Here is a 250-nt window from a genome sequence, read left to right on the forward strand (position 1 = left end):
GGGTTCTTGTATCTTGCGGTTGTGATCGATCTGTTTTCCCGCCGCGTCATCGGTTGGTCTATGCAGGGGCGCACTTACACCGACCTGCCGCTGCAGGCCCTGCTCATGGCCGTCTGGCGACGCAAACCAAAGACCAAGGTCTACGTGCATTCTGACCAAGGGTCCCAGTTCACCGGCTATGAGTGGCAAGAATTCCTCGAGCAGCACAATCTGGCTCCCAGCATGAGCCGCCGCGGGAACTGCTGGGACA

The 250-nt window shown here is 59.2% G+C and carries 1 protein-coding gene; it reads left to right on the forward strand.

Translation table 11 applies throughout. The features are described from left to right. Nucleotides 1-250, forward strand: a 250-nt coding sequence (locus tag G4Z14_RS18815) for a DDE-type integrase/transposase/recombinase (protein WP_164628491.1), incomplete at both ends; no start/stop codon positions are given.

The organism is Tabrizicola oligotrophica (genome assembly GCF_011008935.1).
Lineage (GTDB): Bacteria > Pseudomonadota > Alphaproteobacteria > Rhodobacterales > Rhodobacteraceae > Tabrizicola_A > Tabrizicola_A oligotrophica.